Origin of the sequence: Acetobacter persici (assembly GCF_018256955.1) — a bacterium.
GTDB lineage: Bacteria > Pseudomonadota > Alphaproteobacteria > Acetobacterales > Acetobacteraceae > Acetobacter > Acetobacter persici.
Genome location: NZ_JAERKU010000002.1, coordinates 367,011 through 382,216, shown reverse-complemented (window position 1 = coordinate 382,216; position 15,206 = coordinate 367,011). Strand labels below are relative to the sequence as shown.

At 62.2% G+C, this 15,206-nt stretch carries 15 protein-coding genes; 6 read left to right on the top strand and 9 right to left on the bottom strand.

The window, feature by feature from the left end; genetic code table 11:
- Positions 1-169: 169 nt before the first annotated feature.
- The gene (locus tag JK199_RS03875; RefSeq protein WP_212373977.1) at positions 170-2,269 is read right to left on the bottom strand and encodes a S46 family peptidase; all 2,100 of its coding nucleotides are present in this window, start codon (positions 2,267-2,269) and stop codon (positions 170-172) included.
- An 84-nt stretch (positions 2,270-2,353) separates the two neighbouring features.
- Entirely contained in the window at positions 2,354-3,121 is a 768-nt protein-coding gene (locus JK199_RS03870; protein ID WP_212373975.1) for a P-loop NTPase family protein, read from the bottom strand.
- Positions 3,122-3,223: 102 nt separating this feature from the next.
- Between JK199_RS03870 and purM the strand changes: the two genes are divergently transcribed.
- The 6 genes from purM to JK199_RS03840 all read left to right on the top strand — a co-directional run bounded on the left by purM (position 3,224) and on the right by JK199_RS03840 (position 10,435).
- Positions 3,224-4,306 carry a phosphoribosylformylglycinamidine cyclo-ligase gene (purM, locus tag JK199_RS03865; protein WP_212373973.1) on the top strand — a complete coding sequence of 361 codons (1,083 nt, stop codon included), beginning with the start codon at positions 3,224-3,226 and terminating at the stop codon, positions 4,304-4,306.
- Entirely contained in the window at positions 4,303-4,929 is a 627-nt protein-coding gene (purN, locus tag JK199_RS03860; protein WP_212373970.1) for a phosphoribosylglycinamide formyltransferase, read from the top strand. The genes purM and purN overlap by 4 nt, the downstream gene beginning before the upstream one ends.
- Positions 4,930-5,029: 100 nt before the next feature.
- The gene (locus JK199_RS03855) at positions 5,030-6,358 is read left to right on the top strand and encodes an RsmB/NOP family class I SAM-dependent RNA methyltransferase (protein ID WP_212373968.1); all 1,329 of its coding nucleotides are present in this window, start codon (positions 5,030-5,032) and stop codon (positions 6,356-6,358) included.
- Positions 6,359-6,419: 61 nt separating this feature from the next.
- Positions 6,420-7,091 (top strand): ribulose-phosphate 3-epimerase, encoded by a 672-nt coding sequence (gene rpe / locus JK199_RS03850; protein ID WP_086655411.1) that lies wholly within the window; start codon positions 6,420-6,422, stop codon positions 7,089-7,091.
- 93 nt (positions 7,092-7,184) lie between these two features.
- The gene (locus JK199_RS03845) at positions 7,185-9,311 is read left to right on the top strand and encodes a heparinase II/III domain-containing protein (protein ID WP_212373966.1); all 2,127 of its coding nucleotides are present in this window, start codon (positions 7,185-7,187) and stop codon (positions 9,309-9,311) included.
- An 8-nt stretch (positions 9,312-9,319) separates the two neighbouring features.
- Positions 9,320-10,435 carry a glycosyltransferase family 4 protein gene (locus JK199_RS03840; RefSeq protein ID WP_212373964.1) on the top strand — a complete coding sequence of 372 codons (1,116 nt, stop codon included), beginning with the start codon at positions 9,320-9,322 and terminating at the stop codon, positions 10,433-10,435.
- A gap of 98 nt (positions 10,436-10,533) precedes the next feature.
- On the opposite strand, the gene JK199_RS03835 is transcribed toward JK199_RS03840, so the two are convergent.
- The 7 genes from JK199_RS03835 to JK199_RS15945 form a co-directional block, all read right to left on the bottom strand.
- Positions 10,534-11,040, bottom strand: a complete 507-nt coding sequence (locus tag JK199_RS03835) for a hypothetical protein (protein WP_025829135.1) — start codon at positions 11,038-11,040, stop codon at positions 10,534-10,536.
- A gap of 145 nt (positions 11,041-11,185) precedes the next feature.
- Complete coding sequence (gene dnaQ, locus JK199_RS03830) at positions 11,186-11,863, bottom strand: DNA polymerase III subunit epsilon (protein ID WP_212373962.1); 678 nt, start codon at positions 11,861-11,863, stop codon at positions 11,186-11,188.
- Positions 11,860-12,447 carry a dephospho-CoA kinase gene (gene coaE / locus JK199_RS03825; RefSeq protein ID WP_212373960.1) on the bottom strand — a complete coding sequence of 196 codons (588 nt, stop codon included), beginning with the start codon at positions 12,445-12,447 and terminating at the stop codon, positions 11,860-11,862. The genes dnaQ and coaE overlap by 4 nt, the downstream gene beginning before the upstream one ends.
- Positions 12,448-12,643: 196 nt before the next feature.
- Positions 12,644-13,519 (bottom strand): shikimate dehydrogenase, encoded by an 876-nt coding sequence (locus tag JK199_RS03820; RefSeq protein ID WP_212373958.1) that lies wholly within the window; start codon positions 13,517-13,519, stop codon positions 12,644-12,646.
- Between the two features lie 145 nt (positions 13,520-13,664).
- Entirely contained in the window at positions 13,665-14,516 is an 852-nt protein-coding gene (locus JK199_RS03815) for an N-formylglutamate amidohydrolase (RefSeq protein WP_212373956.1), read from the bottom strand.
- A gap of 201 nt (positions 14,517-14,717) precedes the next feature.
- On the bottom strand, positions 14,718-15,035 hold the full coding sequence (locus JK199_RS03810) for a hypothetical protein (RefSeq protein ID WP_212373954.1): 318 nt from the start codon (positions 15,033-15,035) through the stop codon (positions 14,718-14,720).
- The gene (locus JK199_RS15945; protein ID WP_280528574.1) at positions 15,032-15,157 is read right to left on the bottom strand and encodes a hypothetical protein; all 126 of its coding nucleotides are present in this window, start codon (positions 15,155-15,157) and stop codon (positions 15,032-15,034) included. Before JK199_RS15945 ends, JK199_RS03810 begins: the two co-directional genes overlap by 4 nt.
- Between the last annotated feature and the right edge of the window lie 49 nt (positions 15,158-15,206).

The window sequence follows — 15,206 nt, the reverse complement described above, 5'->3', positions numbered from 1 at the left end:
CATGTTACGGTTTTATGTCGTCCCATTCCCGCGATCGGGGGCGGGCACCGCAAACAGGACATAAAAAAGGCCCGCAGAACCGTTATCCCGCGAGCCTTTTTCACAAATCATTTTCCGCTGCGCAATCCGGCGTTTTACGCGCCGGACCTTATCAGAAGCGTTTCAGGGCTCAGAGATGCCCCTGAGACAGTTCCTTCGCCAGAGCCTGATTTTTATAAACCACTTTCAGCGCTTCCATGATGGCAGCGGTATCAACCGCAACAGCGCGGTTCGTGCTTTCATCATAATAGAAATCCCCACCCAGAGAGTGGATATTACCGTCAAAAATCAGCCCCACAGCATGGCCTTCAGAGTTGATCACCGGGGAGCCTGAATTGCCGCCGATAATGTCATTTGTGGAGACAAAATCATACGGCGTCTTCATGTTCACATGCGCTTTGGCGTCCAGCCAAGGCTTGGTGAGCTTGAAGGGGTCGGACCCGGTTGCGCGGTCATACAGACCAGAGAAATAGGTAAAGGCCGGAACGGCTTTTCCGTTTTCATCCCAGCCTTTGACCTGCCCGAAGGACAGACGCTGCGTAAATGTAGCATCCGGGTAGGACGAAACGCCATCCCGTTCAAAACGCGCCTTGGCCATCGCTTCCGTTGCCTGACGGGAGGGAGCCGCTACTTCATCATCCATCTGTTTGCGCAGGGCGCGGGTGTGCGGTTCAAGGCTGCGGGCCAGCACAATCATCGGATCTTTGGAGGCCGTAACAGCGTCCGCGCCGCCTTTCCACAGAGCCAGACGCACCTTCGGGTCGGACAGCTTTGTGCCTTTAACCAGCGTTTCCGCCAGATCATCCGGAGAAGCCTTGCCCAGAACCAGCTTCACCATATCATCATCCGCACCCAGCACCTGCCGCAGCTTGGAAAGAGAAAAGGCGAGTTCAGTTTTTTCAAGATCCGGATAGACCGGAGCCGTTGAGCCAAGCTCTGCTTCCAGCGCAGGCAGACGGGCATCATGGTAGGCCGTCAGACGTTCCGCATCCGGCTTCTGGCGTTCATTCGCGGCACGCACCAGCAGTTTGGCATACTGGAACAGCTCGCCCTGAATCCCAAAAGAGCCTTCCAGCATCACATAGGGTTTGAAAATCCGCCTCTTGACGGCCAGAGCCTCCGCGTTTTTCGCCCACGGATCACCATAGGCTTCCTTACGTTTGGGGTCGGCGTTAATCCAGTCCCGCAGGCTGGCTTCGCTCTTTGCCTTGGCATCCAGCAGTTTGGGGTCCGCCAGAACATCCACGCGGCCGCGATAGACTTTCAGACTGTTTTCAATCCCGAAAATCCGCTCCTGCGCTTCCTGATGATGCACAGCACTTTCCCGGCTGTACTGCCAGAGCGCGCCATCCAGCGCGGAATAATTGTCAACAATAAAGGGCACCGTCACGTTTCTGGAAAACTCCAGGTCAGCCAGCGGCACTTCCCGCTCCGTGGAACCCGGATTACCAGAGGTAAAGACCAGTTCCCCCTCCTTCGGACCTGCGGCGTCAAACGGCAGGAAGGCGTCAACCTTGGCAGGTTTACCGTTTTCATAAACACGCAGGAACGCCATATCGAGGTCATAGCGGGGGAAGTTGAAATTATCCGGGTCCCCGCCAAAGAAGGCCGCGTTCTGGTCCGGCGCCATGACCATGCGCACGTCCTGATAGCGGCGATAACGGTACAGAGCGGTCCGGCCACCGTGATACAGGCTGATCACATCGCAGCGCCATTTGGTCGGATCATCCTTGGCGCAGTCTTTTTCAATAGCGCTTTCTTCAGCCTGACGGGCCGTGGTGTAGGCAGCGCCATCCTTGCCACGCAGCGCCGTCTGCATCCGTTCCGTCACATCGGTAATGCTGTCGAGCTGGTTCAGCTCCATAGCCGGGCAGCGCTGTTCATCCGCAGGACTTTTGGCGCTGTAGCCATCCTGAAAATAATTTTTGCCTTTCCCGGAAAGCTGCTGGAGGCATTCATTGGCGCAATGGTGGTTGGTCATCACCAGCCCGTCGGCGGAGACGAAGGACGCAGAGCACCCCAGCGCCAGACGGGCGGAGGCCTTTGTCACGCGCTCTGTCCATGCTGGCGTGGGGGTAAAGCCGTAGCGTTGCTTCATCAGTTCCACGGGCAGATGGTCCATTGTCCACATCCCCTCGTCCGCATGCGCAAACGGGATGGCGGGAAGAACCGCAGGCGCGCAGGCCAGCACTGCCAGAGGCAACAGAGAACGCTTGAAAAAGCTGCTCATGATTGCAGAAACCACCTTCAGGTTGACGTTACACTATAACAAATCTGTCACACAGTGGCGCAGACACGCCCGCAGGGCAAGACGTTAAGGCCGCGTTGCGTCCTCTTCCAGCACAGATTCCAGAACACCCGCCGCCAGTGCGCGCGTCACTTTCTCGCCTGATGCCAGCGCGGCCGCGTCCAGCCGGGCCGCCATATCCCGAATCGCGCCGGCATTGCGCGGCAGGCGCCGCAACAGCCACTCCGTTACCGGCTGGGCCACCACCATCTGCCGTTCCGCCAGCAGACGCAGGAACAGCCGGCGCAGCAGATCCTCCTCCGCCTGCCCGATGGGCACGGAGGCTGTGGCCCGCAGGCGGCTGGCAAGATCAGGCAGGGACACAGGCCACCGCGCAGGAGAAGCGCGCCCGGCCATAAGCAGCACCATGCGCTGCTCCCGCACGAGGTTGATCAGATGCAGAAGGTCCGCCTCTTCCCGCACCTGATCCGCATTATCCAGCGCCAGCGCACGAAAACCGCCTTCCTGAAAAAGGTCAGCCACATCCTGCGCATTCAGGCGGCGGCCTTCAATAACCGGCGCGCCATGCCGCGCCGCCCAGACGGAAAGCAGATGCGTCTTGCCCGTACCGCTTTCCCCCCACAGGGCCATGCGGCCTTCCGGCCAGCGCCACATGGCCTCGGCATCCAGCACCCAGCCGCGCGCCGCAGCATTGGAGGGAGCCGCCACAAAGTCTGATCGGCCGAATCGGGGCCGGTGCGCAAAGGGCAGAGCAATCTGCCCGGCCGCTCCGGCCTCCTTTCCGTCCGCCACAGGCTGCTGTGCGGCCTTTTTTGTTTCCGTATTCCGTTTCATGCCGCTTTGCGTGTTGCTTCACCTGCCGTAAAGACTGTCCTCAGGGATTCCTACCCTACCCGATCCGTTCCATCGACCCCTTTCAGACCAAGAGCACCTGTCATGACGTCTTCTTCCAGTTCTCCCTCTTCCCGCCTCACTTACCGTGACTCCGGCGTGGACATTGAAGCAGGAGAAGCTTTGATTGACGCCATCAAACCCGCAGCCAAAGCCACCGACCGTCCCGGCACCATGGGCGGGCTTGGCGGATTCGGCGCGCTGTTTGACCTGAAGGCCGCAGGCTTCAAGGACCCTGTTCTGGTCTCCTGCACGGATGGGGTGGGCACCAAGCTGACCCTCGCGATTGAAACTGGCCTGCATGAAACCGTGGGGATCGATCTGGTCGCCATGTGCGTGAATGACCTGATTGTGCAGGGTGCGGAACCGCTTTTCTTCCTTGATTATTTTGCAACGGGCCGCCTGTCTGTAGACAGTGCTGCCAAGGTTGTGCGCGGCATTGCGCAGGGGTGTGAGCAGTCCGGTTGCGCGCTGGTGGGCGGTGAGACTGCCGAAATGCCCGGCATGTATGCCGATGGACATTATGATCTGGCTGGTTTTTCCGTGGGTGCAGCGGAACGCTCCGCCCTGCTCCCGGCTGGCATTGCAGAGGGCGATGCCCTGATTGCCCTGCCCTCCAGCGGCGTACATTCCAACGGCTATTCTCTGGTGCGCCGCATTGTGGCGGACGCCCATCTGGCCTGGACGGACCCAGCCGCCTTCGCACCGGGCAAAAATCTGGGTGAAGCCCTGCTGACCCCGACCAAACTTTACGTCCGCACCGTGCTGGACCTGCACCGCGCAGGCCTGCTGCATGCCGCGGCCCACATTACCGGCGGCGGTCTGCCGGGCAATCTGCCGCGCATTCTGCCTGACGGGCTGGACGCGGTGATTGACGCCGCATGGCCCGTCCCGCCCGTGTTCAACTGGCTGGCCCGCACGGGCGATGTGGCGAACGAGGAAATGCTGCGCGTCTTTAACTGTGGCGTCGGCATGGTGCTGATCACCCCCAAACCGGACGAGGTTCTGGCTCGCCTGAAAGACATGGGGGAGGCCGGCACGCTGATCGGGCATATCGCCAAAGCCGCCGACAGCTCTGCCAAGGCCGGCCTGAAAATGGTGACGGCTCCGGATTTTCACGCAGCATGAGTGAGACGCCTAAAACCCCGGTCGCCATTCTGCTCAGTGGCCGGGGCAGTAACGCCACAGCGCTGATTGAGGCCTGCGCCCGGTCGGACTTTCCGGCCCGCATCTGCCTTGTGCTGAGCAACAAACCCGATGCGCCGGGGCTGGACATGGCCCGTGCGGCCGGGCTTGAGACTGTGGCGATCGACCACCGTCTGTATAAAAAAGACCGTGAAGCGCATGAACGCGCTGTGGACGCTGCCTTGCAGAAGGCCGGGGCTGAAGTTGTCTGTCTGGCAGGCTATATGCGGCTGCTGACCCCATTCCTCACCACACAGTGGGTGGGGAAAATGCTGAACATTCACCCCAGCCTGCTGCCGGTTTTCCCCGGCCTGCATACGCATGAGCGCGCGCTGGACGCCGGCGTGCGTATCCACGGCTGCACGGTGCATCTGGTGACGGAAGGGATGGATGAAGGCCCTATTCTCGGGCAGGCCGCCGTGCCGGTCCTGCCGGGGGATACGGCAGAGGGTCTCGCGGCCCGCGTGCTGCGGCAGGAACATCGACTCTACCCGGATGTGCTCCGCCGGTATCTGACCAAAAGCCCGGCATCCACTCCGGCAGAGGCTGCCCTGCTGGTGGCCTGATGCCCCGGCAGGGCAGCCTGCCACCGTCCTTCGCCTTTATGGCCGCCCTTTAGGGTCGCTCTGATGGCCTGACCTGATTGCCTGAACAGATAGTGAGCTGATGACAGCAGAACCCCGCCGCCCCCGTAACCCCAGACGCAACGCCGCACGCCGGAACAACGCGCCCCAGCCTGCCGACCCGACGCGGGACGTTGCCTTTGATATTCTGTGCGGCGTGGTGGAACACCGGCGTATGCTGGAAACCAGCCTCTCCCGCTCCGCCAATGAGCATGAGGCCCCGGCGCGGGACCGTGCCGCGGCACATCGTCTGGCCGCCGCAACCCTCCGCCATATGGGCACCCTGCGCACGCTTCTGGAACCATTCCTGCGCAAGGAACCGCCGGAGCCTGTGCGCATTGCGCTGATGATGGGCTGCGCGCAGTTGCTGTTTCTGGAAACACCACCGCATGCGGCTGTGGGCACTACCGTTTCTCTGCTGCGCCGCCGCAAGCTGGCCCCGTTTGCCGGGCTGGCCAACGCCGTGCTGCGCAAGGTGGCGGATCAGGGTCCGGCCCTGCTGGACGGGCTGGATCAGCCCCGGCTGAATATTCCGGCATGGCTGTGGAGCTCCTGGAATACGCTGGGCAAAGGGGCCGCACGCGCTATTGCTGAGGGCATCAGCCATGAAGCCCCGCTGGACATTACCCTTCGCCCCGGCGCCGCCGCACCGGAAGGCGGTGTGGCTCTGCCCAACGGGTCCATCCGGCTGCCTGCGGGCACCCGCGTGACGGAACTACCGGGCTATGAGGAGGGCGCCTTCTGGGTGCAGGATGCCGCCGCCACCCTGCCTGCCCGCCTGCTGGCAGCAAAACCGGGAGAACGCGTGGCCGATCTGTGCGCCGCCCCCGGCGGGAAGACCGCGCAGCTTGCCGCGACGGGTGCTGAGGTGACGGCCGTGGAGCAGAACCCCGCCCGCCTGCTCCGCTTGCAGGAAAACATGACCCGGCTGGCTTACCCGGTGCAGATTGTGCAGGACGATGCCGCCGCATGGAAACCGGACGCGCTGTTTGACGCCATCCTGCTGGATGCCCCCTGTTCCGCCACCGGCACAGCCCGCCGCCACCCGGATGTGCTGTGGGTCAAACGCCCGCGAGACCTCAATGCGCTGACAGCCGGGCAGGACCGCCTGCTGGCGGCTGCAAAAACCATGCTGCGCCCCGGCGGGCGGCTGATTTATGCCGTGTGCTCCCTTCAGGAAGAGGAAGGCCCGACCCGCGCCCGCGCCGCACAGGCGATGGGGCTGATCCCGTCCCCCTTCACGCCGGAAGAAATCGCCTTTCTGCCTGAAGCACTGACGCCGGAAGGCTGGCTGCGCACCCATCCGGGCCTGTGGCTGGACAAAGGCAGCATGGACGGGTTTTTTGTGGCCCGCTTTACGGTGCCTGCATAACAAGCGTGTAAAGCTTAGTTAACAGAGTTGCGTCTGGCGGCGGGATTGCGGATAACACATCATGCGCACTGTATCCCGCCCCCTTATTGCCCCCAGCATCCTCGCCGCCGACTTCGCCCGTCTGGGTGAGGAAGTGCAGGCCGTCGCCAGTGCGGGGGCAGACTGGATTCATCTGGACGTGATGGACGGGCATTTTGTGCCCAACATCTCCTTCGGCCCGCAGGTGGTCAAAGCCCTGCGCCCTTACAGCACGCTGCCGTTTGACGTGCATCTGATGATCCAGCCCGCCGACCCGTATCTGGAAGCCTTCGCCAAAGCGGGTGCGGATAATATTCTGATCCATATTGAGGCCGGGCCACACGCGCACCGCTCCCTCCAGCATATCCGCGCCCTTGGGGCCAAACCCGGCATTGTGCTGTGCCCGGCTACCCCGCCAGAAGCCGTGAGCGAGGTTCTGGATCTGGTGGATGTCGTTCTGGTGATGAGTGTCAATCCGGGCTTCGGCGGCCAGAAATTTCTGACCAGCCAACTCCCTAAAATCCGCCGCCTGCGGGAGATGATTACGGCCACCGGCCGCGAGATCCGTCTGGCTGTGGATGGCGGGATCGACGCGAAAACCGCGCCTCTGGCCACGGAGGCCGGGGCCGATGTTCTGATTGCCGGAAGTGCGATTTATGCCCAGCCCGACTACGCTGCGGCTATTGAAGCCCTGAAGGCGCCCGTGGCAGCATGATGCAGATCATTCCGCCATTGCACACAGGGCTTTATCACTCCTGACAGGCCCTTTTTCTTCCCTGCCCTCTCACTTCGGAGCACTGCCTGCCTGATGCCCCTGCGCCGCTGGACCCGTGATGCCCGTCTGACCTTTGCCATGCGAAACCCGCTGGGTGGTTTTAGCCGCGTGCCCGCCGCACCGGCCCTGACATTACGAGACCTGTGGCCGGGTAACCCTCTGGTCGGTGAGCGGCTGGTGCGGAACCAGACGCTGTTTGAAGGGGTTGTGCGCAACCTCCAGCATTTGCAGTGGGATAACCCGGCATGGCCGGAAGCCTACCGCAGATGGCTTCAGGGTTTTACCTGGCTCCGGGACCTGCGGGAACTTGGCGCGGAATCCGCCCGCATCAAGGCGCGGAGCATGGTGGCGACATGGATTGGCCTGCCTGCTTCTGAACGCCCGATCGCAGACCCGTCCATTACCGGGGCGCGTGTGGCGGCATGGCTATCCTATTACGAATTTTTTGCCGCTGCCGCGGATGATGATTTCCGGCAGAACCTGATGGCCGCTCTGATTATGGAAGCCCGGTCCATCATGGCGCTGATGCCGGAGGAGGCGCGTGGCTGGCGTGCGCTGACGGCCCTGAAAGGCCTGCTGGCCGTTGCTGTCGCCATTCCGGACCATCAGGAATTTCTGTCCCGCTATCTCCGGCTGATTGATCAGGAAATCGACCGACAGTTTCTGGCGGATGGCAGCCACATCACCCGCTGCCCGGAAGACCAGTTTCAGGCCGTGCGGGAACTGGCGGAAATGCTCAGCATCCTGCAGACCGCCCGCCTGCCTCTGCCCACCCGCCTGATAGAGGTGGCAGACCGCGCCGCCCCGGCCCTGCGCGCCATGCGGCACGGAGATGGCGGTCTGATGCTGTTTAACGGCAGCCGTGAGCGTGACCCGCAACTGATCGAGCAGGTGCTCAACCGCGCCTCCCGCGGGCGCGTGGTGGCCGCCAGCCAGCCGGAAAGCGGCTATATCCGCCTGACAAGTGGCCGCACCATGCTGTTTGCAGACGCCGCAGGCCCCGCCCCGGACGGGTATGACAGCACGGCGCATGCGGGCATGTTGTCCTTTGAATTTTCCTCTGGCCGGCAACGCATTATCGTCAATTGTGGTGCCAGCACGCAGCGAGGATGGGCCGAAGCCCTGCGCTACCCCGCCGCACATTCTGTGCTGGAAATGGGCAGCCTCTCCCCCTTCCGGCGCGACCAGACAGGCCGCATCACAAGCAGGCCCGCCGTCACGCGCGCGCAGGCCTCGCAGGATGGCGCGCACTGGCTACACATGACGCATGATGGCTACAAAGCACAGGGCGGCGGCGTCTACTCCCGCCAGCTTTATCTGGGGAAAGATGGCCAGACCCTGCGCGGGGCAGACACTCTGGAAGGCACGGAAAGCCGTGATTTCTGTATCCGGTTCCATCTGCACCCCGACATTACGGTCGAAGAGATTGAACACGGCTTCCTGCTTTATACGCACGAGGAAAGCTGGCTGTTTCAGGCCAACGTGCCTGCTTACGTGGAAGACAGTGTCTATCTGGGTAGCGGAGAGCGCGTGGACACCCTGCAAATTGTCCTCTGCCCGCCCGAAGCCCCGGAACCGCCAGAAGAGGTTGCATCAGAAGAGCATACGGCCGGTGACGGAGATGGCGCGGAAACAGAAGGTGAGCACGCGGACCATGCCGCAGAAGAGGCCTATGGCGCCCCTCACCCGGAAGACGACGCGGAATACCCCCAGACCCATTCCGGCCCTGCCGAGGACAATGAGGCGTTTTACGCGGACTACGCTACGGAGCACGGTGAAGACCTGTCTGCTGAACTCCCGCAGGAGACACAGGCTGCCGGACAGGACGAGACAGCGCTCCACCAGCATCATGAAGAAGACGATGCATTCAGCCCGCTGTTGCATGATGCCCCTCCGGCCGACAGCAGACCGTATCAGGCTGCACATACATCAGACCTCGGTCTGACGGATCACAGCGCAGACGCGGCGCACGAGGCTCCGAGCATGGCGGAGGCTCTGTTTGCCAGCGAGGATTCGGGCTCAGACCACGCCGCTCAGGCAGAGCAGTCCGCCCCGCAAACACCACAAGCCGCATCCTCCGGCGCAATGGCTGAACCCTCCAGGGCTGCTGCTCCGGCTATGCGTCCGGTCCGCTGGGCGCTCACCCTGATGACTGAGTAAGCCCGCGCGTGAAAATTCTTGAAATCACGAACGTCGATTTTTCTCTGAACCACTTCCTCCTGCCGCTCATGCAGGCCCTGCGTGAAGATGGGCATGAGGTCATTGGTGTCTGTGCGGATGGTCCTCTGGTAGCAGCCCCCCGGCAGGCCGGGTTCCGGGTGGAAACCCTGCCTTTTGCGCGCTCCTTTTCTCTCCCGGCGCAGGCGCGGGCCTTCTGGGCGCTGGTACGCCTTATCCGGCGGGAAAAACCGGATATGGTGCATGCCCACATGCCGATCAGCGGTATTCTGGCGCGAGTTGCTGCCAGACTGTGCGGCGTGCCGCGCATTGCCTATACCTGCCACGGCTTTCTCTTTAACCAGCCGGGATCTGCCCTGCGGCGCGGGCTGGCGCTCGGACTGGAATATCTCTGCGGGCGCATCACCGATGTTTATCTGACGGTCTCACGCGAAGAGGCAGACGACGCCCGGCGGCTCCACATTGCACGCACCCCCATTGCCATCGGGAACGGGCGGGACAGCACCCGCTTCCGGCCTGACCCGGCGGCCCGCGCACACATCCGGCAGGAACTGGCCACAAAAGACAGCACACCCGTTATTATCGTCGTCTCCCGACTGGTGCGCCATAAAGGCTACCCGGAACTGCTGGAGGCCATGCGCAGCGTGCCGGACGCGGAACTCTGGGTTGTGGGGGAGCGCCTGACGTCCGACCACGGCGCGGCGCTGGACACCTGCTTTGCCGAGGCTCAGGCCGCTCTTGGCCCTCGCCTGAAATGTCTGGGCTACCGGGCGGACACGCCGGCGCTTCTGGCAGCCGCGGATATTTTTACGCTGCCCAGCCATTTTGAAGGGCTGCCCATGTCCATTATCGAAGCCATGATGACCGGCCTGCCGGTTGTCAGCACCGATATCAGCGGGCCTCGAGAACAGGTGATCTCCGGAGAAACCGGGCTGCTGGTGCCACCCGCCACGATTGCGCCCCTTGCTGCGGCCTTGCGCCAACTTGTGCAGGATGTGCCTTTACGCACCCGCATGGGGCAGGCCGGGCGGCAACGCGCCCTCGCTTTGTTTGAAGAAAAGCAGATTATTCAGAAAACGGTCCGGCTGCTCACGGGCAGCCTTTAAACCCTGCTGACAGGCTGGAGAGACAATCTGTTTCTCTCCAGCGACAGGGTTTTTCAATAATTTTCACGGCGGATAGCCCCGCCGTGATACGCCACGATTTATCGGGCGGCAGAATGCGTTTTCGCGCTGCCCGCATGCGGGTCAGCCGAGGGTTCGGGCGTTTTCAGCATCCGGATTGTCAGGCGGGAAGGAGACGCCGCAATCCGTGCGCCACCGCGTGTGTAGTCGAGACGAATCCGTACCCCGTTGTCATTTTCCATCAACTGGCCGCTCACACCACGGCCCACCGTTGCCTCACCGGAGAGCGCCCAGAACGTGCCGGGGAAATCTTCAATCCGCTGAAGGTTATAGACCTTGCCCACACTATCACCGGAGGAATAACCAATGGCCGCAGCCGATGCCCCGCTGACGGAGAACGGATAGCTCCGGCCACCGTATGTCAGAACCCCATGCCCCCATGTATATCCCACACCCAGATCGGCCGAGCTGGTGTGAAACGAGACTTCACCCGTTACAGGCCCAAGCGCTGTCTGAGCACAGGCGGTCAGAGACCACGTGCCACACAAGGCCAGAGCAGTCGCAATGTGAAGGGATGCAGAGCGCATCAACAGGCTCCTTGCTTCAGGATGACGGCCGCCAAAATCCGGGGGATCCAGATGCAGCACTTTTTTGTCTTGCCATGTTTTACTGAAAGAAGAAACACGGCAAGACCAGAAAGGCAGCAACCTTTTTAAAAAGTTTTTCCTGCCTCTATTCAGCGTTCCAGACTGGCTCTTTCAGTTCTTCCAGAAAAGCGCGGTGCGCCGCCAGTTCCGCCTGAGTTGGCACCACGCGCACAGCCCGGCGGCTGACCGGGGCCTCATACATCACCGCAGGGCCGTGCGTGCCGTCCGCCACCAGCCCCAGACCATGCTGGCGGCCGCCCATCAGTTCCACATACACATCGGCCAGCAGTTTGCAGTCCAGCAGGGCGTTATGGGTGGTTCGGGCAGAAAGATCGACGCCAAAACGGCGGCACAGCGCATCCAGACTGTTGGGCATCCCGGGGAAGCGCTCGCGCGCCATATCCAGCGTATCCACCATGCGGGCCATATCCAGCGGCTCGCGCCCGGCCCGCTTCAGCTCCGCATTCAGAAAGCCAAAGTCAAAGCGTGCATTGTGGGCAATCAGCGGATCATCGCCAATAAAGCTGAGAAATTCGTCCACAACCTCAGCAAATTTCGGCTGCCCCTCAAGGTCCGCAGCCGTAAAGCCATGCACGCGGGAGGCCTCTTCCGGCACATCCCGCTCCGGGTCAATCAGCGTGCGGTAGCTGCGGCCTGTAGGCAGGTCTCCCACCAGTTCAAGGGCGGCAATTTCAATCACCCTGTCCCCGGTCGCCGGGTCCAGCCCTGTGGTTTCCGTATCAAACAGGATGGAGCGTTTCATGCCTTCAAGCCCTTAATCAGTGCGCGAACCTGCCGCCGTGTTGCGGCCAGAGAAACCCCGGTATCTATCACCGTATCGGCCAGACGTCTCTTTCTGGCGTCCGGCATCTGCCGGGCCATCAGTTTCCGGGCCTCCGCTTTTGGCAGGCCCCGCCGCCGGGCCACCCGCTCGGCTTGCAGGCGAGGTGGCGCGGACACAACCAGAACCTGATCACACACGCGCTGGCCGCCGGTTTCAAACAGCAGCGGAATATCCAGCAGCACACAGCGCGCACCCTGCCGCCTGCACCGCGTGAGAAAAACCTGCCGGGCCGCGCGCACCATTGGGTGCAGCACAGCCTCAAGCTGCCGGAGCAGACCGGGCGTTTCTGACACGGCGCGCCTGAGAACAGCTCTGTCCAGATGCCCGTCCGTCACGGCCTCCGGCACAAGAGCCGCAATGGGGCCGAGAGCCGCGCCATGGTCTGCCTGAAGCGCCCGGACAACGGCATCAGCATCAAACACCGGAATACCCGCATGCCGGAACAGGGCGGCCACAGTGCTTTTACCCATGCCCATGCCACCCGTGAGGCCTATAATTTTCATGCCGGACGCCTGTGCCTTCCTTTTTCCATCAAGTCCGTCTTGCTGCGTTCCCTGTTTTTATGCCGGTTCTGAGCACAAACCGTCCGGCTCAGAACGCCCAGCCGTTACGGACTGACCGTATCCGCCCCTGACAGCCATATGACGACAGACATACAGAATAGACCAAGCTCACCAGCATTGCTGTGCAGGGCAGCAGTTAAAACGTGGCGCGCACGGTTGCTTCTGTCTCCGCATCCACCACCGGGTCCTGCCCAAACCATTCACGAAAGCCAAGGCGCGCCTGATGCAGCAGCATGCCCAGCCCGCCGAGTGTTTTCAGACCATGCTGTTCAGCCTCCGCCAGCAGCGGTGTCAGGCGCGGAACGTAGACGATATCGGCCACAACCAGCGCGCGGGACGCCGCTTTCAGGGAGGGGCGGAACATCGGGTCCGGGCCGCCTTCCATCCCGAGAGACGTTGTGTTCACCAGCAGATCATACGTGCCCAGACCGGCTTCCCACGTCTCCCACGGCACAACCTCAAGCCCCGGCAAAACTTCGGCAAGGCTCTCTGCCCGCGCCTGCGTCCGGTTGGTCACGGACACCTGCACCCCGCGATCCTGCAAGGCCGCGGCAACGGACCGCGCTGCCCCTCCGGCCCCCAGCAGGAGCGCCCGACCTGATGCCGGAACAGGCAGACCATCAGCTTCAAGACTGGCGACAAACCCTCCGCCATCCGTGGAAAGGCCGCGAATCCGCCCGTCTTCTTCAAAAACCAGCGTGTTGACGGCTCCGGCCCGCTGTGCCGACGGGTCCAGACGATCCGCCAGCGCGCAGGCGGCTTCCTTATGCGGAATGGTGACATTCGCGCCCCGGAACCCGGCCGCCTGCAAACCCCGCACTGCGGCTTCAAACTGCTCCGGCCGCACTGGCAGGGGCACATAGGCGCCGTCAATCCCGTACCGCCGCAGCCAGTAATTATGCAGCGCCGGAGAGCGGGAGTGCGAGACCGGCCACCCCAGCACACCGGCCAGCCGCGCTTTGCCGGTGATGATCTGAGGGGGAGCAAAAGCAGAATCGGGTGTTTTCGTCATGCTGGTCTCTTGAAGTGTCCGGGTTGGCGCAAACTTACCGCTCTCCGGGGTCACGATAAATCTCAGGATGCAAATAGAAGAGCCTCGTCAGCCCGCAAGCGAAAGATCACAGGCGAGAACGGGCTCTGACCTTATACCACGCCCCTTATGCTCCGGCGGCCCGTACGCTGGCCGGTTCCGCCACCTGCTGGTTATCCTGAACGGAGGCATCATCCGCCGCTCCAGCCTCGCCGTAGAGTTTGCAGAACTGCGCCCACGCTTCCGGCAACAGGCGCGCCAGACGCGCAGCCCATTCCTTCTGCCCTGCTTCCTCAGCAATCAGATCCTGCCGGATTTCGATTTCCAGATGCGGGAGTTGCCGTTTTTCACCATGCAGGGGGATTGTGTAATCGGACGTATCCGTGAGCGCATACGGCTCATTATCCCCCACAGTCAGCCCCTCCCGCCGCAGCAGGTCGAGCATGATATGGGCCAGACGCGAATCATGATTATGCAGGATCCCGGCATGCCATGGGCGTTTGAAACCCCGCATTTCCGGGGTAAAGCTATGCAGCGCCACCACCACAGTCGGGCGACCGGCCTGCACACGGGCATCCAGTTCCTGCGTAATCCGGGCATGGTAAGGGTGCAGGATTGCATCATGCCGGGCGGCAATCTGCTCTGGCGTCAGCCCCTCATTAGCAGGGACGGGCGTGCCGTCGCTCACGGTGACAATGGAGGTCGGGTGGCCGGGCGCACGGTTACAGTCAATGACCAGCCGGGAATAAACCTGCTCAATCAGCACCGCTGGCAGGCGGGCCGCCAGATGCCGCCCCACGCCATCAATGCCGATATCCCAGCCAATGTGCCGCGCCCGCTCTTCCGCGCTCACGCCCAGATCCCCAAGTTCCGGCGGCACGGCACGGCCTGCATGGTCGCTCACCAGCACAAACGGACCACCCTGATCAGAGCCATACACGGCAAAACCCGCTGCCGTTTCTGCGTTGCTGCGTGTCATCCTGCGCCCTTCCCGTCTTCTTTAACTCTCTGCATGGCCTTACCACAGGCGCGTCCAGACGGCCCACACCCTGCCTGCGCTCATACCATGCCCCTACCAATGCCAATGATAAGATCGCCTGAAACGTAAAAAGGCCGCCACGGCCAGAACCGGGCGGCCTCCTGTTCAGCCCTCCGGCACTCAGCCGGAAGCCGTCATGCCTCAGCTTTTGGCGGAGGAGACCACAACACCGGCTTCCTCAGCCTGTGCGCGCACCAGACCGGCATCTTCCCCCGTCAGGCCTTCATCATCCAGTTCCGCGTCTGTCAGGTCATACACCAGATAGACAGGGTCTGAGCCTTCCAGCGAGTCTTCGCCGCCCAGATCATAGGAACGGGCTGCCACATACTCGGCGCCGCGCATTTTCTCTTCAATTTTCTTCACGGCTGCAATCGGACTTACAGCCTTCGTGACTTCCAGCAGCACGTTCGGGCCGGGGTCAATCACACCGTAGGTTGTAAGCGTGTTCGTTGCACTCATAGTCTTGAACTCCTGAAAGCCTGTTCTTCCTGCCCGAGAAAATAGGGATGATCCTGCCCGGCGAAAACCCATGCCGCACAGCAGGGCAGCCCCGCCCCCACAACAGGTGGTCCGGGCAGCATGGCGCATCTTCACGGTTTGCGCCACAGCGCCTGCATCAGTAGGGTGCAG